This window comes from Nocardiopsis sp. CNZ308, assembly GCF_004217075.1.
Map to the genome: position 1 here is coordinate 241,540 of NZ_SHKJ01000001.1, position 21,173 is coordinate 262,712.

The 21,173-nt window shown below is 77.2% G+C and carries 17 protein-coding genes; 4 read left to right on the forward strand and 13 right to left on the reverse strand.

Annotated elements, in window-relative coordinates:
- The first annotated feature begins 24 nt into the window (after positions 1 to 24).
- Together EV372_RS01035 and pgl are read left to right on the forward strand one after the other, a co-directional pair.
- On the forward strand, positions 25 to 951 hold the full coding sequence (locus EV372_RS01035) for a glucose-6-phosphate dehydrogenase assembly protein OpcA (protein ID WP_130394386.1): 927 nt from the start codon (positions 25 to 27) through the stop codon (positions 949 to 951).
- Positions 948 to 1,694 carry a 6-phosphogluconolactonase gene (pgl, locus tag EV372_RS01040; protein WP_013153995.1) on the forward strand — a complete coding sequence of 249 codons (747 nt, stop codon included), beginning with the start codon at positions 948 to 950 and terminating at the stop codon, positions 1,692 to 1,694. The genes EV372_RS01035 and pgl overlap by 4 nt, the downstream gene beginning before the upstream one ends.
- A 119-nt stretch (positions 1,695 to 1,813) precedes the next feature.
- Here pgl and EV372_RS01045 read toward each other — a convergent pair whose 3' ends face one another.
- The 5 genes from EV372_RS01045 to EV372_RS01060 form a co-directional block, all read right to left on the reverse strand.
- Complete coding sequence (locus EV372_RS01045) at positions 1,814 to 3,289, reverse strand: UDP-N-acetylmuramoyl-L-alanyl-D-glutamate--2,6-diaminopimelate ligase (RefSeq protein WP_130394388.1); 1,476 nt, start codon at positions 3,287 to 3,289, stop codon at positions 1,814 to 1,816.
- 242 nt (positions 3,290 to 3,531) lie between these two features.
- On the reverse strand, positions 3,532 to 3,684 hold the full coding sequence (locus tag EV372_RS28945) for a hypothetical protein (protein ID WP_156095254.1): 153 nt from the start codon (positions 3,682 to 3,684) through the stop codon (positions 3,532 to 3,534).
- Between the two features lie 78 nt (positions 3,685 to 3,762).
- On the reverse strand, positions 3,763 to 5,334 hold the full coding sequence (locus EV372_RS01050) for an alpha/beta hydrolase (RefSeq protein ID WP_130398693.1): 1,572 nt from the start codon (positions 5,332 to 5,334) through the stop codon (positions 3,763 to 3,765).
- Positions 5,335 to 5,510: 176 nt separating this feature from the next.
- Positions 5,511 to 7,697, reverse strand: coding sequence for a PDDEXK family nuclease (locus EV372_RS01055; RefSeq protein WP_130394390.1), 2,187 nt, complete (start codon positions 7,695 to 7,697; stop codon positions 5,511 to 5,513).
- Between the two features lie 81 nt (positions 7,698 to 7,778).
- Positions 7,779 to 8,153, reverse strand: coding sequence for a hypothetical protein (locus EV372_RS01060; RefSeq protein WP_019610529.1), 375 nt, complete (start codon positions 8,151 to 8,153; stop codon positions 7,779 to 7,781).
- A gap of 357 nt (positions 8,154 to 8,510) precedes the next feature.
- On the opposite strand from EV372_RS01060, the gene EV372_RS01065 reads away from it, so the two are divergent.
- On the forward strand, positions 8,511 to 9,659 hold the full coding sequence (locus EV372_RS01065; protein WP_130394392.1) for a hypothetical protein: 1,149 nt from the start codon (positions 8,511 to 8,513) through the stop codon (positions 9,657 to 9,659).
- Between the two features lie 10 nt (positions 9,660 to 9,669).
- Here EV372_RS01065 and EV372_RS01070 read toward each other — a convergent pair whose 3' ends face one another.
- Genes EV372_RS01070 through EV372_RS01095 form a run of 6 tightly spaced genes read right to left on the reverse strand, consistent with a single transcriptional unit; the run spans position 9,670 to position 18,688 of the window.
- The gene (locus EV372_RS01070) at positions 9,670 to 11,868 is read right to left on the reverse strand and encodes a TIGR03986 family type III CRISPR-associated RAMP protein (RefSeq protein ID WP_130394394.1); all 2,199 of its coding nucleotides are present in this window, start codon (positions 11,866 to 11,868) and stop codon (positions 9,670 to 9,672) included.
- Entirely contained in the window at positions 11,862 to 12,617 is a 756-nt protein-coding gene (locus EV372_RS01075) for a hypothetical protein (RefSeq protein ID WP_130394396.1), read from the reverse strand. Before EV372_RS01075 ends, EV372_RS01070 begins: the two co-directional genes overlap by 7 nt.
- On the reverse strand, positions 12,614 to 14,239 hold the full coding sequence (locus EV372_RS01080) for an RAMP superfamily CRISPR-associated protein (protein ID WP_130394398.1): 1,626 nt from the start codon (positions 14,237 to 14,239) through the stop codon (positions 12,614 to 12,616). Before EV372_RS01080 ends, EV372_RS01075 begins: the two co-directional genes overlap by 4 nt.
- Complete coding sequence (locus EV372_RS01085; protein ID WP_130398694.1) at positions 14,236 to 16,002, reverse strand: hypothetical protein; 1,767 nt, start codon at positions 16,000 to 16,002, stop codon at positions 14,236 to 14,238. Before EV372_RS01085 ends, EV372_RS01080 begins: the two co-directional genes overlap by 4 nt.
- Positions 16,003 to 16,043: 41 nt before the next feature.
- On the reverse strand, positions 16,044 to 16,727 hold the full coding sequence (locus EV372_RS01090) for a hypothetical protein (protein WP_130394400.1): 684 nt from the start codon (positions 16,725 to 16,727) through the stop codon (positions 16,044 to 16,046).
- Positions 16,724 to 18,688 (reverse strand): hypothetical protein, encoded by a 1,965-nt coding sequence (locus EV372_RS01095; protein WP_486484080.1) that lies wholly within the window; start codon positions 18,686 to 18,688, stop codon positions 16,724 to 16,726. Before EV372_RS01095 ends, EV372_RS01090 begins: the two co-directional genes overlap by 4 nt.
- 267 nt (positions 18,689 to 18,955) lie before the next feature.
- Between EV372_RS01095 and EV372_RS01100 the strand changes: the two genes are divergently transcribed.
- Positions 18,956 to 19,135, forward strand: coding sequence for a hypothetical protein (locus EV372_RS01100; protein ID WP_130394402.1), 180 nt, complete (start codon positions 18,956 to 18,958; stop codon positions 19,133 to 19,135).
- Positions 19,136 to 19,226: 91 nt separating this feature from the next.
- On the opposite strand, the gene EV372_RS01105 is transcribed toward EV372_RS01100, so the two are convergent.
- On the reverse strand, positions 19,227 to 20,168 hold the full coding sequence (locus EV372_RS01105; protein WP_165436052.1) for a CRISPR system precrRNA processing endoribonuclease RAMP protein Cas6: 942 nt from the start codon (positions 20,166 to 20,168) through the stop codon (positions 19,227 to 19,229).
- 231 nt (positions 20,169 to 20,399) lie between these two features.
- Positions 20,400 to 20,939, reverse strand: a complete 540-nt coding sequence (locus EV372_RS01110; protein WP_130394406.1) for a DUF1697 domain-containing protein — start codon at positions 20,937 to 20,939, stop codon at positions 20,400 to 20,402.
- Between the last annotated feature and the right edge of the window lie 234 nt (positions 20,940 to 21,173).

Genomic DNA, 21,173 nt, shown 5'->3' on the forward strand with positions numbered 1-21,173 from the left:
CCACGACCCCGCCGGGAGGAACCGATGACGCTCTACCTGCCGCGCACCACCACCTCGCAGATCGCCGAGGCGCTCATGGCCGAGCGGCTCAGCGTGGGCGGCGGTGCCATGAACATGGTCCTGACCCTGGTCATCGTCACCGACGAGGCCGACCACTACGACGCGGTGCGCGCCGCGACCGAGGCGGGCCGCGAGCACCCCTCGCGCGTGGTGGCGCTGGTGCGGCGCGACCCCGACGCCGAACCGGCCATCGACGCCGAGATCCGCCGCCCGGGCACCTCGGGGCCCGGCGAGGCGGTGCTGCTGCGGCTGTACGGGCCGCTGGGCGAGCACGCGGACTCGGTGCTCACCCCGCTGCTGGTGCCCGAGGCGCCGGTGGTGGTGTGGTGGCCGGGCGTGGGCCCGGCCAACCCGGCCGCCGATCCGATCGGACGCCTGGCCCAGCGCCGGATCACCGACGCGCTGCGCGCCCCGGACCCGGTGAGCGACCTGCTGGAGCGGGTGTCCCACTACAGCCCGGGCGACACCGACCTGACCTGGACCCGGCTGACGCCGTGGCGCTCGCTGCTGGCCAGCGCCATGGACCAGCCCTGCGGGTGGGTGACCTCGGCCAGTGTGACGGCCGAGTCGCACTACCCGAGCGCCGAGCTGCTGGCCGCGTGGCTGTCGGACCGGCTGGACGTGCCGGTGGCCCGCGAGACCTCGCACGGCCCCGGCCTGACCGAGGTCCGCCTGACCACCGACCAGGGGGACATCACGATCTCCCGGGTGGACGGCCGGGTGGCCACGCTGTCGCGGTTCGGTCAGCCCGACCAGACGGTGGCCCTGGCGCGGCGCGCCGCCTCCGGAGCCCTGGCCGAGGAACTGCGCCGTCTGGACCCCGACGAGATCTACGAGAGCGCGGCCCGGCACCTGGAGCCGCTGCTGTCCGGAAGCGGAGCACGAGGATGAGCGAACCGGAGATCGTCCGCCACTCCGACGCGGGGGCGCTGGCCGACAGCGTCGCGTTGAAGCTGGTGAACATGATCGTCCAGGCCGAGGCCGACAAGCGCGACTTCCACCTGGTGCTGACCGGGGGCGGGATCGGCATCCGCACCCTGGAGGCGGTGCGCGACCACGCCCTGGAGGCCGGGATCGGCTGGTCGCACGTGCACCTGTGGTGGGGTGACGAGCGCTTCCTGCCGGACAAGGACCCCGAGCGCAACGAGACCCAGGCGTGCGCGGCGCTGATCGACGCGGTCCCGGTGCCCGCGCACAACGTGCACCCGATGCCCGCCTCCGACGGGCTGGACGGCGACCACGTCGAGCACGCCGCCACCCGCTACGGCCGGGAGCTGGCGGTGGCCGCGCGGGCCCGGGGGCCGGTGCCCGTGTTCGACGTGTGCCTGCTGGGTGTGGGCCCGGACGCGCACGTGGCCTCGCTCTTCCCGGGTCTGCCCGGGGTGCGCGAGGACGAGGCGTCGGTGGCCGCGGTGCACGACTCGCCCAAGCCCCCGCCGCGGCGGATCACCCTGACGCTGCCGTCGATCCGGACGGCCCGCGAGGTGTGGGTGCTGGCCTCGGGCGAGGGCAAGGCCGAGGCCGTGCGGCTGGGCCTGGCCGGGGGCAGCGTGGACGAGGCCCCCGTGGCCGGTGCGCGCGGCGCGGAGCGGACCGTGTTCTGGGTGGACGAGGCGGCGGCCTCGAAGCTGTAGCCCGTCTCGACGTCGACGACCGCCCCGGCCGGATCCGGCCGGGGCGGTCGTGCGTGCGGCGCCCCTTCCCCCGCCGGGCGGCGTCCCCTCCGGGATGTCCGTGCCGGGGAGGAGCGGCCTCAGGCGCGGGCGAGCTCGCGCACGACCGTCATGTCGTCGAAGGGAACGAGGTCGCCGCCGACGCTCTGGTGGGTCTCGCTGCCCTTGCCCGCGACCAGGACGACGTCGCCCGGCTCGGCCGAGGACAGTGCGAGGGCGATGGCCCCGCGCCGGTCGCCGACCCGTGCGAAGGGTGCGCCGACCGCCGCGATGCCCGGGGCGACCTGGTCCATGATCGCCTCCGGGTCCTCGTAGCGGGGGTTGTCCGAGGTGAGGACGCACAGGTCGGAGTAGGTGGCCGCGATCTCGCCCATCCGAACGCGCTTGGTGGTGTCCCGGTCGCCGCCGCAGCCGAAGACGGTGAGCACCCGTCGCGGGGCGAATCCGCGGATCGTGCACAGGACCTTGTCCAGCGAGTCGGGCGAGTGGGCGTAGTCCACGATGACGGAGACCCCCTCGGGTGTGCCGAAGTGCTCGAACCGGCCCGGGATCTGCGGCATCCGGTCGAGGGCGTCCACCAGTGCGCCCAGGTCGTGGCCCAGGACGTGGCAGGCCGCCACCGCGGCCAGCGCGTTGGACACCGAGAACCGGCCCGGGACGGGGATCGCCGCCGGGTACTTGTGGCCGTCGTGGTGCAGGACGAACCGCGTTCCCGAGGCGTCGACGACCAGGTCGGTCGCCCGGTAGTCCGCGTCGGCGTCGACGGCGTAGGTGGTCACGGCGCCGGGCATCAGGGCCGGGATCGCGGCGCCCACGGGGTCGTCGGCGTTGACCACGGCGCGTCGGCACATGCCCTGGAACAGGAGCATCTTCGCCCTGGTGTAGCTCTCCATCGTGCCGTGGTCGTCCAGGTGGTCCTGGGTCAGGTTGGTGAAGACCCCGACGTCGACGAAGGAGCCGTCCACCCTGTGGTTCAGCAGTCCCATCGACGTCGCCTCCAGCACGACGCTGTCGCCGCCCCGGTCGCGCATACACGCCAGCAGGTACTGGAGGTCCGGTGACTCCGGCGTGCTCAGCACGGACCTCGGCATGGGGATGGGGGCGCCGGCGACCCGGGCCCCGGAGGTTCCGATGACCCCCACCCGGGCGCCCTCGGAGAGCGTCAGCAGCGACTCGTACATGGACGACACCGACGTCTTGCCGTTGGTGCCGGTGACGGCGACCACGTCCATGGCGCGCCCCGGTTCGCCGTGGTAGCGCGCCGAGACGAGTGCCGTCGCGATCCGCGCGTCCGGTACCCGGACCACGCACGCGCCGGTGTCCGCCGGCCGGTGCCCGGCCGGGTCCGGACCCTCGACGAGCACGGCGGCGGCCCCGCGCGCGAGCGCCTCCCCCAGTGCCTCGGGACCGCCCTCGCGGTGTCCCGGCAGGGCGGCGTAGAGCGAACCGGGAGTCACGCGGTCGGCGTCCAGGCACGGCCCCGAGGTGATCGGTGTGTCCTCGTCTCCGTGCAGTACCTGGTGGTCGTGGCCGTACAGCAGTTCGCTCAGCTTCACGGGAGGTCCCTTCGGGAGTGGTGCGGCCGACGCCGTGGGCACGGCCGCACCCGCGGGCGCAGCCGACGGGGCCGGCTGGCGTGGAGAGTGGTGCGGGACTGGGGAGACCCCGGTCCGGCCCGCCATGGGCTCGGACGGAGGCGAGGAGGCGCGCGGTGCGCGCGGAGGGTGACGAGCCGCGGGGCGCGGGAGGTCGCGGGCGCGGCCGCCTCCGGGGCGGCCGGAACTACGTGGAGAGGTCGCTAACCGTGGCCGTGCAGGGCCGTGAGACCGGTGCGGGGCGTCGCCGGGAGGACGGAGGTCGACAGGCTGACGGCCGGGAGGGCCGCGGTGGCCGGGCCCGGGACGAGGGCGGTCCGGGACGGACCCTGCTCCACCTCGTGCGTATCGGCCATGACTGGAGTGTACGCGCCGGGCCGCGTACACGGGCTCGGGCGCCGGTCGGCGGGCGGGTGGGGCCGGGGCCGAGGGCCTCAGTCGAGTGCGCCGGGGCAGGTGAGCCCGGACTCGGGGACCTCTCCGGTGAGCAGGTAGGCGTCCACCGCCTCGTCCACGCACGGGCTGCGGCCCGTGCCGTAGACGGTGTGCCCCGCCCCCTCGTAGGTGACCAGGGTGGCGGTCTCCATCCGTTCGGCCAGGTCCTCGGCCCAGGCGTAGGGGGTGGCGGGGTCGCCGACGGCGCCCACGACCACGATCGGGGGCGCGTCCGGCGCGGTCGCCGTGGGAACCCGCCCCGTCTCGGGCCAGTACGCGCAGGGCAGGTGGTCCCACACCGGGTCGGGGCCGAACAGCGGGGCGAGGTCGGCCGCCTCGTCGGCGGCGTCGCGGTAGGCCTCCACGGTCACCGGGTCGGCGCGGTCCGCGCAGTTCACGGCGGTGAACACCGCGCCCGGGTCCTGGTGCTCCGTTCCCGGTACGGCCTCGTCGGAGCCCGCCCGCGCGTACGCGCCGAAGGTGCGGTCGTGGAGCCGCCCGAGGTGGAGCGCGGTCCCCTCGGCGTCGTCCCCGGCGAGGGCGGTGAACAGGTCGGCGAGCAGGTCCCAGCCGTCCTCGCGGTACAGCTCCATGACGACCATGGCCGTCAGCGCGCGCCCGTCCACCGGGATCCCCTCGGCCTCGGCGGGGACGCGGTCGAGGCCGCGCAGGAGTGCGGCCGCCCGGACGTCGGCCTCGCTGAGGGTTCCGGAGCCGCCGGAGCCGGGGGCGCGGTCCGCTCCGGCGAACGGGCAGGCCGCGTCGCGGGCGCAGTGGGCCACGAACGCGTTCCAGGCGCCCTGGAGGGCGGCGACCTGCTCGACGGCGGCCCGCGCGTTGGAGGTGCCGGGCGCCGCGGCGCCGTCCAGGACCGCCGCCCGGACGCGGTCGGGGTACAGGTGGGCGTAGAGGGCGCCCAGGTGGGCGCCGTAGGAGTGGCCGACGAAGTTCAGCCGTTCCTCGCCCAGGGCGTCGCGGACGATGTCGAGGTCATGGGCGACGTGGACGGTGCCGAGGCGGGCCAGGAACTCCTCCCCCACGGTCTGCGCGCAGGCCCCGGCGTACCTGCGGGCGGCGTCCTCCAGGGGTTGGAGCTCGACGGCGTCCAGGTCGCCGGGGTCGGTGCCGGCCACGCCCTGGCGTGCCTCGACCAGGGCGTACCGGTCCCCGCAGGCGAAGCCGCCGCTGTCCCCGACGCCGCGCGGGTCGAAGGAGACGAGGTCGAAGGCGGCGCGGACGTCGTCGCCGAACAGGGGCGTGTCCAGGGCCCGGACCCCGGAGGCGCCGGGGCCGCCCGGGTTGACGACCAGGGAGCCCAGGCGCTCCTCCGGCGGGCCGCTGGCGGGCGCGCGGACCAGGGCGATGTCGAGGGTCCTGCCGCCGGGCTCGTCGTGGTCCAGGGGGACCGTGACCGTGCCGCACTCCAGGCTCTCCAGCCACTCCGGATCGGTTCCGCGGTCGGCGGGGCCGGTGGTCCGCCCGCTCTCGTGACAGGGCCGCCAGGCCGCGTCCTGGCCGAGGAAGGGGTCGTCGGCGGGAGGAGAGCAGGCGGCGGCCAGCACCACCGCCATGAGCCCGCCGAGCCCGGGGGCACCCACCCCGCACCGCACCGCTGACTCCGTTCCCGCGTCCTGCCCCGTCTGCCCTCCCATCCTGCCCGGCGAGGGCGCCCGCAACCTCCGGGACGGGTCCGCCGACGTGCAAAAAGACGGTCAGGCCGAGCCCCCGGGGCGGCGTCGGCGGCGGGTCAGAGCAGGCTGACGTCGGTGTCGAGCAGCGCGGGCAGGGCACCGGGGGAGGCGATGGCCACGAGGGGGCGCAGGGGGTCGCCGAACGCGATCCGCCCCGGCCCGCCCTGCGGTGACGGGTCGGCGTGGGCGATCCAGTCCACGAGTTCGACCGCGCGGCTGACGTCGCCTCCCGGCCGGGTCAGGGCGACCACCGTTCCCGCCACGTCGCAGCGGGTGCCGAGGTGGGCGGTGGCGGCGAACACGCTCTGCGCCCACGCCCCCCGGCCCACCTCGCGCGCCTCCCCGCCGGGGTCGCGGCGCCGCCGCCAGCCGGGCGCGGTCAGGCCCACCGCGCGGTCGTCGAAGGTGAGCACCAGGCTGGGCCGCTCCTGGGCGGTCAGGCACTCCTCGGGGTCGGTGAGGGAGGCGTCCATCCACACCCGGACCGGACCGCTGGCCGCGCGCACGAGGGCGGCGCGGGCGGCGTCGAGCAGGACGGTGTCCACCTGGGTGCGGGCCGCGCGGCAGGCGTTGCCGGTCAGGGAGGCGTCCCCGTCCCCCGCCCCGGTGCCGGGCAGCGGCGTGTACCCGGGCAGGACCAGGTGCCAGTCGACGCTGGCGCGGCCACGCAGGGGCAGTTCGCCGTGGGTGAGGCAGACCACGGTCCGCCTGCGCGCCAGCTGGTAGGTGGCGCAGGCGCCCGTGCGGCGGGCGGCCAGGGCCAGCCCCAGGCTCATCGCCTTGGTGCCGGTCGTGATGTCGGCGACGACCGGGGGCGTCGGGTCGGCCCCCTGTTCGCGGACGATCCAGCCCTGGGCGACGGCGGCGACCGCGTCGGCGTCGAAGCCGTCCACGGGGTCGGGGGTGAAGCGGACCCGGTCGCGGTACCCGGCCTCCCTGAGCAGGGCGGCGTCGGCGGAGGGGGCGCCGGGGTGCTCGACGGCGTACAGGGTCCGGGCGGCGGACTCGCGCATCCGGTCGCGCACGCTCTGCCTGGAGGGCAGGACCAGGGCGCGGGCGGGCCGGTGGGCGTGCAGCGCGGTGAGGGTGCCCAGGCGGCTGCCGCCCAGGGAGGTGACCAGGACGGGTCCGTCCTTCGGTCCGGGGTGGCGCCCGGGCGGCGGGGGCCCGGGGGCCTCCGGCGGCGCGGGGCGGGGGCCGGGGTCCGGGGCTCCGTTCGTGTCGGGGGAGGCCAGGCCCGGGAAGAACGCCCCGCGGATGTCCTCGAACGACGTCAGCCGGGACAGCAGGTCCTCCAGGCTCCACACGTGCACGCTGCGGGCGGCCAGCGCGGGGTTGTAGGCGGTGACGCGTTCGCGCAGCCCGGGGACCGCGGGCCCGGAGTGGACGAACAGCACCTGGACCGCGGTGCCGAAGACCCGGCGGGCCTTGGCCACCGTCCACCCGGCCCGGGCGACGACGTCCTCGGGGCGGGTCTTGGCCTCCACGCACAGCACGCGGTGGCGGTGGCGCAGGACGGCGTCGAAGTCGGCGACCGAACCCCCGGGGTGGCGGGGGTCGGCGACCTGGCGTGCCCCGACGACCTCGGTGTCGGACCGGCGGCGCGTGTGGCGCAGCAGGTGGGACAGGACGCGGCCCTCGGCGACGACGCCGCGCCGCACGGCCGGGGGCAGGTCGGGGAAGCGCGCCTGGAGGGCCTGGCGCCCGCCCTGGACGAAGAGGCGCACGGGTTCGGGGTCGCGGTCCTCCAGCCAGTGGGCGCCGTGGATTCCGGCGAGGGTGCGCAGGTCGACGCCGTCGCTGACCAGGGGGCGCCCCGGGTGGGAGCCGTCGGCGGTGCGCAGCCGGTCGTGGACCGCGTCCAGGTAGTGGCGCCAGCGGCGGGAGCCGGGGTGCCGGTCCTGCGGCAGGACCCGCTCGTGCAGCAGGGCCGCGGCCACGCTCATCACCTTGGTGCCGCCGGTGTAGTCCAGGTACCAGGGTTCGCCGCCGTTGGCGCGGTGCAGGGCGGCCAGGGTGTCGGTGACCGGGCCGAAGTCGTGCGGGTCGGGCCCCACGCTCACCACGCTCACCGACTCCGGGGAGGCCAGGCGCTCCACGGCGGCGGCGACGCGCCGTGCCAGCGGCCGGGTCCCGTCGCTGGCGACCAGGGCCAGGTGGTCGGCGCGCAGGGTGAGCGAGGACAGCAGCGCGGGGGTGGGGTTCTGTCCGACGAGCACGACGGCGGCACGGGGGCTGTCCACGGCGTCCTGTTCTCCGGGAGGGGGCGTCGAAGGACCACGCTATGCGGTGGGACCCCGTTTCTCCAGCGCGGGCGTCCACCGCTAGGGGACCGCCTCCGCGTCCCGGGGGCGGAGGCCGAGCCGCACCAGGGCGCCGCTGACGACGAAGGACCGGCAGGCGGTGACCACGCCGCTGCCGTCGCGCACGAGGTCGGAGGGGACCAGCAGGTCACGGCGTTCGGGATGGGCGGAGACGACCACGGAGGAGACGATGAACCACACGCCCTCCTGCGGTTCGGGGAGGTCGGCCCGGGTGCGCTCCTCGGCCACCAGCGGGACCCCGGCGACCTCCAGGCCCACGGGGACGCGGACGGCCTCCACCCGGGCCGGTCGGGTGGATCCGGGCCAGCGCCGGATGACGCGCGACCTCTCGTCCACGACTGTCACCACATGCGGCGTCAGGTTGACCACCAGCATCCGGCGACCTCCGTTCCTCTCGCTTCACCGCCGGCCGGGCTGACCGCCGGGTCCGGCGGCGGCGCGCCCTCACCGCAGTCTCTCGGACACAGGGCACGCCCCCGGAGAACGCGCCGGACCGGAAAACCCGTAAACACTGAGGCCGTTGTTACTGATATCCATTTTGCACTTGTTTATAGAAATTCATCCTGCTTGGTACAGGGGTCCAACAATTGACATTTCCCCCTCCGCGGGCCTAATTTGGTAGGCGACCTCCCGTTGACGCGGGGGTGTCACCTGAGGTCTCGCGTTCTCTCACGCGCTTTCCCGGAGGGCTGGGGAAGCGTCCCGGCCCCGGACCACCGGGGAGAAGAGTTCGTGAGCACGCACCACTGCTCCGCCTGGGAGCTGTTCGGCTCCGCCGCCTTCCTGCGCGCCTTCACGCGCGTTCTGGGGTGCGGGCCGTGCTCCGCGGACGGAACCGCGCAGGGCTGCTCGGGTCACTCCGAACAGTTCGGCGACTATGTCGACCTGTGCGCCGAGCACTGCCCGTGCCCGGTGCACGGAGGCGACCCCGAGGGCGTCATCGCCGTACGCATGCGCCGCGCCGTGCCCGACGGCACCGCCGTCGACCGCACCGCCGCGCACCGGCTGCGCGACGCCCTGGACGACGTGCGCCGGGACCGCTCCTACAAGAACCTGCGCCGGGTCTACCCGCAGGCCTCCTCCGACGGCCGGGTGCGCTGCGCGTTCTCCGAGCGCCCGCGGCGCTGGGCGCAGCGCCGCGACGTGTCCCGGGTCGCCGCGGACGTGGTCGACCAGGAGGCGCTGGCCATGCTGGTGCTCACCGCGGGCTGGGGCAACCCCGCCGCCGACCTGCCCGAGGACGTGCACCCGGGCGAGGCGGTCTCCTTCACCGAGGACGGCAGCGCCGTACCCGTCGCCGACCTGCGCGGACGGGCCCTGACCGCGGTCGGGGAACCGCCCATGGTCTCCACCGCCACCGGCGACTACCTGCTGCGCAAGCTGGCCGAACTGGCCTCCGGGCGCGACGCGGACGCGGGCCGCACCCCCGACCAGCGGCGCCGCCTGCTGCTGCGCGGCCTGCTGCCCGGCATGAGCGGCGAGGACGTCGCCCGCAGGCTCACCGGCGTGCTGGGCCGGATGGCGGTGGACATGCCCGTCCACTTCCGGCTGGTGCAGCAGGCGCGGGGGCGGGCGCGCAGCGCGCCCTACTCCCCCGTCCCCGACGCCCCCGAACCCGAGGAGGAGTCCTCGCGGCGGCGCGAGGTGCTGGACGCGTCGGAGCGCGCCTGGCTGGAGCGCACCGCCCGGGAGCTGACGGGACGGGCCCAGGAGGCACGGGAGGACTTCGAGGCCGACCCCCAGGGCGCGCTCGACGCCCTGCTGTGCGCGCTGCTGGAGCGGGAGCCCGCCCCGGCGCTGTGGACGGGAGCCCAGGAGGACCCCGACCTGCGCGCGGACCTGCTGGAGGCGCTGGCCGAGGCCGTCGACGGACGCCCGTGAGGAGGCGCGCTCACCCGGCGTCGCGGAACCGCCGGGTGAGCGGGGGCAGCACCGGGTACTCGGCGAACTCGCGCAGGGACATCACCGCGGTCGCCTCCCAGGGCAGGCGGCCCCGCCACCGGCTGGCCAGGCACACGTCCACCGCCTGGTCCACCTCCCGCCAGCGCCCGGGGGCGGGCTCGCCCGGCAGGCGCCTGGCCGCCAGGGCGGCGCCGAAGGCGTCCAGGAACCCCCGGACCCGCTCCTGCCCGGCGCGCACGACCCCGGCGCCCGGGTCCAGGGACAGCGCGCGGGCGCGCCGGTCCACCAGGTACAGCTCCGGACGCAGGTGGACGCTGCCCATGCCCAGCGACTTGCCCATGCCGATCTTGTGCGCGTGCTCGGGGTCGGCGGGGTCACCCCCGTCCACGGGGTTGTCCAGCAGCAGGGCGCGCAGCAGCGCACCGAGTTCGCCGTCGGTGAGGTTGGTGAAGGTGATGCGTGAGCGAAAGGTGAGACCGTCGCGGAGGGGGACGACGTCGCGTTGGGTGTCGCGGGGCGGTTCGGGCCGGGATCCCGGAGCCAGCACCGTCAGCCCCAGCTCCTCCTGGGTGCGGGCGTCGTAGCGCACCGGTCCGCCCGGGGCGGCGCGGTGCCGGTGCAGGTACACCTTGTACCCGCCCAGCCGCACCAGGCCCTCGTGCGACCACGTGATGATGTCGGGCCGGTCCCCCGAGGCGGCGTCGGGCCCCTGGAGCAGGTAGTTGGCGAAGCAGCCGCGCTGGGGCGAGAGCAGCTGCACGCGCAGGGCCGCGCCGTCGGGGTAGTCCGGGTCGGGGTCGGTGCTCAGCGCGCTGCCGAAGGACACCCGGCCCTTGGACGCCCCCGACTCGCCCGCGAAGGTGTCGGTGTCGCCGAACAGGGCCCGGCACACGTCCACCGTGCGCCCCGCCAGGGCGGCCCTGCCCGGGTCGCCGTGCTGGGGGCCCAGCACGGGCGCGGGCAGGGCCCGGCGGACCGGATTGTCGTCGCTGACGGCGATGCGGTAGCCGCCGGAGCGGCCGAAGGAGACCACCTCCCCGGTCGCGTCGAGGTCGAACCAGACCGGTTCGAGCCCGCGACGGGGCAGCCCTCCGCCGCTGGCCCCGGCGACCGGTTCGCGCACGGGATCGGCCGCGCCCGTGCCCAGGGTGTCGGGGAAGGCGGCGCGCTGGTAGCCGGTGACCTGCTCGGCCGACTCGAACAGCTCCACCATGGCGTCCGGGACGCGCAGGCGTCCGCCCAGGTCGGCGGGCCGGGGGAAGAGGTAGGCGTTGCGGCGCTCGCCCGCGGCGACCCCGGTCAGGACCACCAGGGCCCGCACCACCCCTCCCCTGCCCAGGTCGCGGGCGCCGACGGCGCGGGCGTCCAGGTAGGCGCGGGCCTCCTCCTCGGTGGGTGCGACGGCGGCCACGCGCCGTTCCCCGGGCAGGTGGACGGCGTGCACCCACCGGTACTGGAGGTGCCCGTGCTGTTCGTGGGTGGTGGGGACGTAGGTGTTGCTCCTGGGCGGGTCGGGAAAGTCGTCGATACCGAAGTCCCAGGTGCGCAGGCTCTCGCGCAGGACCGTGAAGGGCACCTTGAGCGCCTGGCCTGGCTCGCCGGACAGGGCGGTGGCGGGGACCTCGACCACGTACCAGCGCCCGTCGGGCGGCGAGTGGAACAGGAACCCCTGCTTGGTGCGCAGCCCGGACCGGCGTCTGCGGTAGTGGGAGTGCTGGTGGGCCATGACCCTGCGGGCGCGCGTGGACAGGGCGCTGTCGGCGCTGTCGGGATCGATGCGCACGGGCGCGCGGAAGAACAGCATCGGGGTGTTGACCGGGCCGGTCTCGCCGCTGGTGAGCATGCGCACGGTGTTGCGGACCAGGCCGCGCAGGGTCGAGCCGGGGACGGCGGGCAGGTGGCGGTCGCCGTGCGGGAAGCGGGTGGAGGCGTTCACGCGCCCGCGTTCGAGGGTCTGGCCGACGAAGGTGGGGGTGAGGGTGGTCAGGGTCAGGTCGATCCACCCCGAGTGGGTGCCCGCCACGGTGCGGTCGTGGCTGCGCAGCAGGTCGTCGGTGGGGTGGTCGCCGTGCAGGTCGGCGGCGGGCATGGGGGTGTCGGCGATCCGGACCAGGCCGTAGGGCGCGGTGGCGTGGAACCGTCCCGCCCGCGGGTGCGGGGCGCCGCCGCACTCGCCGGGGCTCACCACGGCTGTTCCCCCCGCCGGATCTCGTCGCCGGTGCCCACGTCGAACTCCGGCCCGGTCGGCTTGACCCCCGGGCGCATCCCGGTGAGCCGGTGGAAGGCCACGCCCACCGCGCCGGTGGCGGGGTCCTGCGCCCAGTACTCGCGCACCGTCAGCCAGGTGCCCGTGCTCTCCAGGGCGGTTCCGGCTCCGGGCACGGGCCGGAGGCGGCCGGAGAAGTCGGTCCACGCCACCGGGAGCACCGCCTGTGTGCCGGAGGGCTCGCGCGTCACCGACAGGGGCACCTCCCCGTCCAGGGTGCGGCTGGAGGAGGGTCCGTTCCAGCCCTGGAGGAGGAGGGAGCGCTCGCGCGGGCGCAGCTCCTCGGGGAGGTCGCCGGGGGCGTCCGCGCTGATCCACCCGGCCTCGGCGCCCTCCCCGAGCCGGATCTGCGCGTGCGGGCCGAACACCAGGACCTCCAGGACCCGCCAGCGGTCGGCCGGCCCCGGGGGCGGGGCCGACAGGTGGGCGGTGGGCGGCTGGTCCGAGCGGCGCCACCGCGGTCCCGGGCAGGCGCCGGTGACGCGGCCGTCGCCGAGTTCGGCGAGCAGCCACTGCGGCCGGTCCGGTGCGCCGGGCACGCCCGGGACTCCGGTGTCGAGCAGGCGGCAGCGGACACCGTGGACGAGGACGTCGTCGAGGACTCCGTCGACCTGCGCGGCGGTCAGGCGGCGCACGGCCAGGCCGTGCGGGCGCGGGGGCTCGTGGTTCACCTGGGCTCCTTCGTGGTGGGCGCGGGGGCGAGCGCGGCGTGCAGGGCGGCCAGCCAGCCGCGGGCGGTGGCCGCGTCGGCGCTGTCGGGTGCGAACAGGGCGGTGAGCAGGTCCACCGTGTCCGGTGGCCCTCCGCCCGGGGGGCGGGTGGACAGGAGGGCGCGGGTGGCGGTCAGGCGCCCGTTCCCGGTTCCGGCGCCCGCGCCGAGGGCGTCGAAGGGTACCGTGGCCAGCTCCCGCACGAGGAGGGCGAGCAGGCCGCGGACGGCGTCGTCGGGCCCGCGCACGTCCAGGACCGCCTCAGCGCTGCCGCCGCAGTGCAGGTCGGTGGTGAACAGGCGGCCGTCCACGGCGTCGCCGAAGAGGGAGTCCACGGTCAGCCGGGTGGCGGTCAGCGGCGCTCCGCCGGTGAGCACGGGGACGGTGCGCAGCCGGATCCGGGCGGGGCGCGGGAGGCCGCGCCGGTCGGTGTCGGCGCCCCACCAGTGGTCGTGCCAGTCGCGCCACCGGTCCGGTCCGGCGCCCAGGTGTTCGGCCGCGTCCCGGACCAGTCGGCCGCCGATCCTCTTGAACAGGGCGAACAGCGCGGTGTCGCCCAGGACCGGGGCGGGGTGGACGGCCGCCTTGTCCGGGTCGGTGACGGCGGGGCGGTGGCGGTGCGCCCGGTCCGCCTCGCCCAGGCGTTCGGGGGCGGGGGCGTCGCCGACCATGAGCAGGCCGGGCCTGGGGTCGCGCGGCGGCGGGGCGGTGGGGTCGGGCTGCTCGGCGACGGCCAGGGTCAGGTGGAGTTCGGCGCGGTGGCGGCGGTCGGGCCGGTGGGCGCGGGCGAGCGCGTGGGCGGCGGTGGCCCCGCGCCCGCAGGCGCGCAGGGCCCCGGTCAGGGCGGTGGCCAGGTCGGCGGGGGCGTCGGCGAGCGCGTCGGCGCCCTCCTCCCAGCGCCGGGCCCAGGAGCGCGCGTGGTAGGCGAACCAGCCGCGCTCGTCGGTGAGGTCGTGGCGGCGCGCCGACCAGTGGGTGGCGCGGACGGCGCCGTAGCCGCGGCCGGTGCGCCCGCCCACGCGGACGCCGGGACCGGACTCGCCGGGTCCGGAGAGTCCGCCGCAGGCCAGGAGCAGCAGGGTGAGCAGGCGGGCCTCGTCGGCCGGTGCGGGCACGTGCAGGCGCAGGTGGACGGTGAACACGGTGCCCGCGGGCAGGATCTCCCACCGCCACGTGCGGCCCGGCTGGACGGTGCCCGCGGCCGGGTCGACCCGGATGCCGGTGCGAACCGCGACCGCGGTGTCCTCGGGGAGTTCGGCGCGGGCGTCGTCCACGTCCAACGCGCTCGCGGCGGCCCCCTCCCCGCCCGGCGCGGCCTCGGACTCCACCGAGCCCATCAGGGCGCGGACGTCCTCGGGGTCGCCCGTGCGTGCGGCGAGTTCGTGGCGCAGCAGCCCGGCCAGGGTGGTGGCGCGCAGGCGGGGCGCGCCGGTGACCGGGTCGCGGTCCACGTGCAGGTCCGCGTCGCTTCCGGCGGCGTGGCGGGGCCTGGCCCGGGCCGCCCCGACGTGGGTGTCGGAGAGCAGGCACAACCGCAGGGTGACCTCCCACAGCAGCCCGGGCGGGGCTGGCTCGCCGCTCACCCGGGGCCTCCCCCGCCGGGGCGTCCCCCGTCCTGCTCGGCGCGCGGCAGGCGGGCGGCCTCGGCCAGCCAGGAGGAGACCAGGACCAGGGCGAGGCGTGCGGCGGCACGGCGCTCCCAGTCGCGGGCGCGGGCGGACATGCCCTGGTCCTCGGGGGGCAGGCCGTCGGGCAGGGAGAGGTCCACGGCGGCGACGGCACGGGCGTAGGCGGGGCTGTGCACGGGGTGGGGCCGGTTGTCCCGCCACCAGGCCTCGGCTCCGCCGGACAGGTCCGCCAGCCAGGACCGGACGCTGACGGGGCGGTCGTGGCCCGGGCGGGCCAGACGGGCCCGGTCCAGGGTGCGCACGGCCCGGTCGTGCGGGACCTTGGGGGTGCCCGTGTGGCCGCGGACGGTGCGTCCGAGGGCGGCCAGGGCGTCCTCGGGGGTGGAGTGGGGGTGGGCGGCGACCTCGCGCAGGCGCCCCAGCAGGCCGGGGGTGAGCGGGGCGAGCCAGCGGGCGGAGCCGCGGACCAGGGCGCGGGCGTGGTCGCGGACGGGCTGGACGGCGGCGTTCCACAGGAGCGCGTCGTACAGGGCGCGCAGCTGGTCGTCCTCCTCCCCCGGCGGGGGCGCCGCGGCGGGGACGGCGCGGCCGTCGGGGAGGGCGACGGTACCCGGCGGGCGGCCCGCGAGGGGGGCGGCCGTCGGGGCGAGGGGTTCGGGGCCGGGAGGGGGCGGGCAGAGCAGGGTGAACTGGCCGTGGCCGTCCACGACCCGTTCGCCCAGGGGGTGCGCCTCCAGGTCGCGGACCCGCCCGGTGTCCAGGTCGCGGTCCAGGACCAGGCGGACCACCGCGCCGGGGCGGGCGGCCCAGCGCTGGGCCATGGGGCCGTGGTAGCCGCGGTGGTAGGCGCCGACGAGCCCGGCCTCGGCGTGGCTGGCGAGGACGCGTGCCCGGGCGCCGGGCAGGCGTCGGGCCAGGAGGTCGAGCACGGCGGGCACCAGGTGCGCCGGGCGGTACTCGCCGTCGTCTCCCACCAGCAGCGCCGGGGAGAGCAGGAGCAGGTCGAAGGGGGTCCCGGCGGCCCAGGAGCGGGGGCCCGAGGGTTCGACGCGGTCGGGCGACAGGAGGCGGTCGGGGTCGGCGGGGGCCACGCGGACGCCGCCGTGGGCACGGGTGCCCCCGGAGCCGAGGGTGAGGGTGCCGTCGGCCTGGGCCAGGAAGGCGGTGAGGCGTTCGGCGAGTTCCCGCAGGGCGGCGTGGTCGCGGGCGCGCAGCTGCCAGCGGGCCTCGAAGACCTGGCCGGGGTCGACGCTGGTGGTGAGGAAGGGCACGCCCCGGGGCGCGTCACCGGTGCGGGGGCGGCCGAGGTACTGCTCGGTGGTGGTGCGCACGGCGGCGCGCAGGGAGCGGTCCGGGGTGAGGGGGTCGCGGACCGCGCGGTAGGGCGTGGCCGGGTCGGTGGGGCCGAAGGCGTCGACGGTGGTGTCGCCGTCCTTGCCCGGCGTGTACAGGTGGGCGGGGGCGGGGTGGGCGGCCCCGGCCTCCAGAAGGGGGTGGGCGGGGGCGAAGCGGACCTGTTCGCCGCGGGCCACCCAGTCGTGGAGTTCGCGGTCGCGTCCGGCGCGGCGCAGCGCGGCGGCGAGCATGCCGCGCTGGGCGCGGCCGCTGACGGAGTGCTCGGTGTCCACGCGCAGAGGGTCGAAGGAGGTGCGCACGGCGAGGGTGTCGGTCAGGACGTAGCGCAGCGGAAGGTAGCCGCTCACCGCGAACCCGCTCACGTGCCCGCCTCCGTGAGCGCCGTGCCGGGGGGAACGGAGTCTCATGGGGGTGTACCTTCCCGTTCCCGGCCGCCGTTCACGGGCGCGGCCAGGCTCAGGGTCACCTCGTGCGGGTCGCTCCCCCCGGCCCCGGCCAGGCGCACGTCCACCCGGCCCCGGCCGCGCGTGCCCCTGGACCCGATACGGGTGGTGGCCAGGCAGGCGCGGGCCAGCAACCGCCAGTGCTCCTCCCCCGGCGGGGAGGCCCAGGTCAGCGCGGCGGTGAGGGTCAGGCCCGGCAGGAGCGTCCGGTGCGTGCGCAGGCGGCCCGGCTCGGGCGCGCCGTCCGGACCCACCGCGATGCCCGACTCCAGGGTCGTGTAGGCGTCGGTGACCGCGCGGCGCAGGGTGGAGCGCAGCGGTTCGGCCCGGCCGGTGAGCGCGCGGGCGACCGCGGCGCGCACCCCGTCGCCCAGGACGGCGTGTCCCACCCGCAGCATCCGGTCCGCGCCGTGCGAACCCCCCCGGCCGAAGACCTCGTCGCAGGCCCCGGCCAGGCCGGGCGCCACCGCCAGGGCGCTGACCGCCCCGGCGCGCAGCCGCGCGGCGAGGCGGTGGCGGGGCAGGTAGGGCAGGCCGTGCTCGTCGGTGACCACGTCGGTGTCGGCGCCCGTGCCGTCCGCGCTGGCGCCGACGAACAGCGCGGGGGAGGCCAGGTGCACGGTGACGCGGTCCGGGCGGCTCACCGGAACGCGCCCCGCGGACGGGCCGCCCCGGTACGCGGACCGCCGCTGCCCGCCCGCCGCTGGGGGCGGTGGGGGTCGAGGGCCGCCGCCAGCCCGGGGTCCAGGTGCAGGTCCAGCACCTCGACCGCGTCGAGCAGGCCGCCGGGCGTCCAGCCTCGGGGCAGGTCGACGGGCCCGCCCGTCGCGTGGGCGCGGCGGGCGAGTTCGGGCTCCGGGTCGGCGCCCGACTCCAGCAGGGGAACCAGCGCGGAGACCAGCCAGCCCCGCTGGCGGGTGTCCCCGTCGGCGAGCAGGCTGCCCGGCGCGGTCGCGGACAGGTACCGGTCCAGGAAGCGGGCGAAGCCGGTTCCGGTCAGGGGCAGGGCGGTCCGCGGTACGGGCGCCCGGCGGGCCCGGTCCAGGCGGCGCAGCACCCGTCCGACGCCGTCGAGGCGCGTCGTCCAGGCCACGGCGTGCTCGTCGCCCGCTCCGGGGTCGGCCCCGGCGGTCTGGATGCGGTGCTCCTTGGCGCGGCGGCACATCGCCTCGCACAGGTCGTAGCCCAGTGACAACGGGGAGCCCACCGGCTGCACGGCCACGCCCACCCCCACCGTGGGCACGAACGTGGTGTGCGCCGCGCCGTCCGGCGCGACGACGGTGCGCCCGCCGCCGGGGCGGTCGCCGTGGGCCTCGGCGAGCGCGCGGTGCAGCCCCACCCGGGGGTCGCGGTCGTCGCCGACGCGCTCGGGGTCGGCGTCCAGCCAGTCGAGGGCGTAGCGCACCAGGCTGAGGGCGATCCGGGCGTCGCACAGCACGGTCAGGTCGTCTCCGGCGACCACGACGGGGCGGACCGGCAGGGACACGGGGCCGGGCGGCTCGTGGTGCAGGGTGATCGGCGCGGCGGCGCCGGTTCCGGGGATGAGGGGCCGCTGGCCGGGTCCGGCGTGGACGGTGGCCGCCACCGCGCGCACGAGGACGCGGGCCAGCCCCTCGGTGAGTCCGGCGATGCGGGTGGACAGGCGGCGCTGGGCGAAGGCGCCCGAACCCGGCACGGCCGGGTCCCCCGCGCGTTCGCGGTACTCGCCCAGGAGGGCGCCCAGGCCGTTGACGTCGATGTGGACGACCGCGACGCGGCTGAGGCCGCCGTGGTCGCGGCCCAGGCGGTCCACCTCCATCGGCAGGGTCAGGGCGGGGGCTCCGGCGGCGGTGACGGCACCGGACAGCCAGTCGCGGCTGTGGGCGCGGTGCCAGCGGCGGCCGATCCCCCGGGCCCGGGCGACGTCGGCGGCCACCCTCTCGTGCACGTCGGGGTGGTCGTCCTGGGCGCGGCTGCTGTCCACCGACTCGGCGGGGCCCCCGCTGACCGAGCACACGGCGGTGATCCCGTACCCGTGGGCGGGGGTGTGCAGGGCCGACATGTGCCGTCGCGCCTCGCGCAGCCGCGCCGGGAGCAGGGCCAGCGCCTCGTCCACCCCGGCGGCCGCCGTCGTGTCGGTCCCCGGCGCGCGGTCGGTCCCCGGGGCCCCGGGCGTGCCCGTGTGCTCCGGGGCGGCGCCGCCCGGGCCCCCGGCCCCGGCCCCGTGTCCGGCCTCGGGACCGTAGGCCACGTGCGCCACCACGGGGGTCAGGTCCGCGGCGCGGTCGCGCAGCCTGCGGGTGTAGCGGGCGGTGAACCCGCGCGCCGAGGCCGCGTCGGGGAAGACCGCGGTGAACGCCCCTCCGGCGTCGCGCAGCACCACGCAGTCCGGCGGCACGAGGTCGGCGATCCCGTGCTCGGCGTCGGAGGTGTCGGTCAGCTCCGCGACGAGGGCGGCGCGCCCCACCGCGTCCAGGATGCGCCGGCCGCTGTACACGTAGGCCTGGATGCCGCGCAGGTCGACACCGACCACCACACCGCTGGACGGTGTCGCCCCCGGTCGCGTCGGGGCACCGGGGGGCCGGTGCTGCTCGGGGGCGAAGGTCACCGTGTCGGGCTCCTCCATCGGCGGGACGTGCGGGAACGCGGCGCCGCCGTGCGGCGCCTGCTGACCTCTCTCGGACGGTGCCGCACGACGCACCGGTACCAAGCGATACCAGTCCGGGTCCGCGGGGCCGAGCCCCGCCCCGGCACGACGCGCCCGTTCCCGGGGCGCGGCGCCGTCCGGCCGGGGCTCGGGCGGCCTCCTCCCCCCGGGCCCGCCGCACGGGCGCGCGGCGCTGTCCGAGAGAGCTGGGTGCACGCACACCGCCCCGGTACGGAAGGTTCCCCGATGGCCCCGCACACGTCCGAGACGATCGCGCCGCCAGGGCGCGACACGTCCGTCCCCGCCGCCGCGAACGGCGCTCCGCTCACCCCCCACGACCTCGTGCCGCACCTGCGCGGCCTGGCCCGCGCCCTGCGCGACCGGGGCGCGGACCGGGCCGGGCGGGAGCGCGCCCCCTCACCGTGAGCGCACGCCGTCGGCTCCCGCCCCCGTCCACGGGGCGGGAGCCGACGGCCGGGCCGGGCACCGGTGCGGCCACCGGTCCCGGTCGGCGGGGTCAGTCGAACAGGGCGCCCCCGAACTCCTCCTCGGCGACGGCGTGCGCCCGGGTCTCACCCACGCGCTGCGGGGCGCGCCGGGGCACCCGGTGCGGGGTCCGCCGGGGGCGCTGGGCGGGCACCCGGGCGGACGGCTGGCCGCTGGTCACCGTGTCCACCTGCACGGAGCCGAAGCCCTGGGCGGTGTACTTGCCCGCTCCGGCCAGCTCCAGCAGTTCCAGGAGGGTGGCGAAGGCGTCGGCGTGGCGGCGCTCGCCCCCGGCCAGGTCCAGCCGCAGCCCGCCGTGCCAGCCGAGCACGGTGCGGTTGTCGGCGTGCTGGTGCTCGGCCAGCCGCACCTCCTCGCCGGGCAGGGGCTCGCGGCGCACCCGGGCCAGCCCGCCGAACACCAGCTCCAGCCAGGGCTCGGCCAGGTCGGACGGCGCGAACCGGGCCACCGCGCCCACTGCCCCGCTTCCGCCGACGATCCCGCCGCCCGAACGGTGCACGGCGCCGAAGAGGCGACGCGGGGTGGGCCAGATGTGCGGAATGCGCTCACCGGCGGCGTCGCGGGTGGTCATGACGATGGGGGTCCGGCTGCGCACCGAGGCCGAGCGCACCGCGGACGGGCCGCGCGGCTCGGTGAGCATCTGGGTGTAGGTGCGGTCGAAGGTGCGGGTGACCGAGAGGGGCACCAGCAGGTGGTCGCCGATCCGCTGGGGGTCGCCGACCAGCTCCTCCGGTGCGAGCGGGGGCGGGGTGTCGTCGTCCAGCCAGGTGAGCGTCCAGTGGTGCAGGCGGTCGCCCAGGGGCGAGGGCCACCCGTTCATGGCCCACCGTTTGGCGGCCGCGTGCTCCTCCGGGGACTGGGGCCACCAGCGGTTGAGCAGTCCGTGGCAGTCCTCGGGCCGGATCGGCCGCGCCGTGTCCGCCAGATCTCGCAGGATCACGGTCCACCGCATCGGCACGGGCACCACCCCTTCACTCGGTCGCGGCGGCGGGCGCACGCCGCCGAGGACTCCTCTCGGACAGTGCCGGGCCCTGTCCACGGCCTCGCGTTCCCTCGGGCACCGCCCTCCGTGCCGGGGCCGCCCGTGGGCGCACGCTTCCGGTCACCGGCCGCGTGCGCGGTCCCCGCGGGCGGGCGCCGCGTGCGCCGGGCCCTCGGGCGCGCACGGCCGCGGGTTCCCGGATCAGCCCTCGGCCATCTCCAGCAGGCGCAGCACGGTGCGCCAGTTGCGGCCCGTCACGGTCCCGTCGACGTGCCGGGCCACCAGGTCGGGGAGTCTGGCGTGTCTGAGACCCAGCTCGTGGCGGGTGTAGACCTGGTCGCCCACCACCGCCATGCGCTCGCGCGGGTGGGCGGACGGGTCGAGCGCGGCCAGACCCGCGGCGTCCACGGCGCCGGAGCAGAACAGGACGAGGAACCCGGCGGGGTCGGGGACGGAAAGGGGATTGGCCTCCACCGCGGCGCGCAGCTGCCCGGCGGTGCGCACCACGGTCGGCACGTCGAGCCCGAGTTCGGCGTCGACGGCCTCCCGGACCCGCCGGGCCACGGCCTCGGGCCGCGTCCCCTCGGCGCTGAACACCGCGTTGCCGCTCCGGAGGTGGGTGGCCACGTCGCCGTAGCCGAGCCCGGCGAGCAGGGAGCGCAGGTCGGCCATGGCGACGCGGCGGTGCGCGCCGAGGTTGATTCCGCGCAGCAGCGCGACGTACCTGGTCATGCCCACCATTGTGCCGAGACGGCGACGGTGCGCACAAGTGTTCGACACCGGCTGTGGACAACCCTCCCCGACGCGGCCGACGGCGGGGCCGTCCGCACCCGGCCTCGCGAACGCGGCGTCCCCGCGGGTTCCGACCCCTCCCGTGGACCCCGGCGGGGGCCGCGGGTGCGTACGCTGGCACGCGTAGGCGCGGCTCCCTGGCCGCCGCGCAGACGTGAACCGCACCACGACCCCGGAGACGCC

Excerpts from the sequence above, each read along its gene's own strand:
- EV372_RS01035 (WP_130394386.1), top strand. The coding sequence starts at position 25 with ATGACGCTCTACCTGCCGCGCACCACCACCTCGCAGATCGCCGAGGCG.
- pgl (WP_013153995.1), top strand. The coding sequence starts at position 948 with ATGAGCGAACCGGAGATCGTCCGCCACTCCGACGCGGGGGCGCTGGCC.
- EV372_RS28945 (WP_156095254.1), bottom strand. The coding sequence starts at position 3,684 with ATGGCCGATACGCACGAGGTGGAGCAGGGTCCGTCCCGGACCGCCCTC.
- EV372_RS01050 (WP_130398693.1), bottom strand. The coding sequence starts at position 5,334 with ATGGCGGTGGTGCTGGCCGCCGCCTGCTCTCCTCCCGCCGACGACCCC.
- EV372_RS01060 (WP_019610529.1), bottom strand. The coding sequence starts at position 8,153 with ATGCTGGTGGTCAACCTGACGCCGCATGTGGTGACAGTCGTGGACGAG.
- EV372_RS01095 (WP_486484080.1), bottom strand. The coding sequence starts at position 18,688 with ATGGAGGAGCCCGACACGGTGACCTTCGCCCCCGAGCAGCACCGGCCC.
- EV372_RS01100 (WP_130394402.1), top strand. The coding sequence starts at position 18,956 with ATGGCCCCGCACACGTCCGAGACGATCGCGCCGCCAGGGCGCGACACG.
- EV372_RS01105 (WP_165436052.1), bottom strand. The coding sequence starts at position 20,168 with ATGCGGTGGACCGTGATCCTGCGAGATCTGGCGGACACGGCGCGGCCG.
- EV372_RS01110 (WP_130394406.1), bottom strand. The coding sequence starts at position 20,939 with ATGGTGGGCATGACCAGGTACGTCGCGCTGCTGCGCGGAATCAACCTC.